At 68.8% G+C, this 336-nt stretch carries 1 protein-coding gene; it reads right to left on the minus strand.

Annotated elements, in window-relative coordinates:
- On the minus strand, window positions 1–333 hold a 333-nt coding region (locus tag E1288_RS46660), incomplete at its 3' end, for a transposase (RefSeq protein ID WP_268952050.1).
- Window positions 334–336: the final 3 nt, after the last annotated feature.

Raw genomic sequence — 336 nt, forward strand, 5'->3', positions numbered from 1 at the left:
CGAGGTACGGCCCGTTTCCAGTGCCGCGACGATCGAGTAGGGCCAGCCGGGGATCATCAGGTGCTGGTCCTTGCCGCGACCGTAGGTATGACAAAACGAGCGGTCCGGTGAGGTGTGGGCATCCGGGCGCAGCCACGGGCTGACATCCACCGCCAACACCAGCCGCCCATCGGTTGCTCGGGGCAACGGAACGCCGGCCAGCGTCGTCTGCAATCGCGCGACGTCGATGCGGCCGCAGTTCATCGCGTCATACAACGCGCCGTGTCCGCGCCGGTGCTCCGGCGCCAACGACAACCCGACCAGCGACCGGACCGGGCCGTCGGTGCACAACACCGC

The sequence above is a fragment of the Saccharopolyspora elongata genome (genome assembly GCF_004348985.1).
Classification (GTDB): domain Bacteria; phylum Actinomycetota; class Actinomycetes; order Mycobacteriales; family Pseudonocardiaceae; genus Saccharopolyspora; species Saccharopolyspora elongata.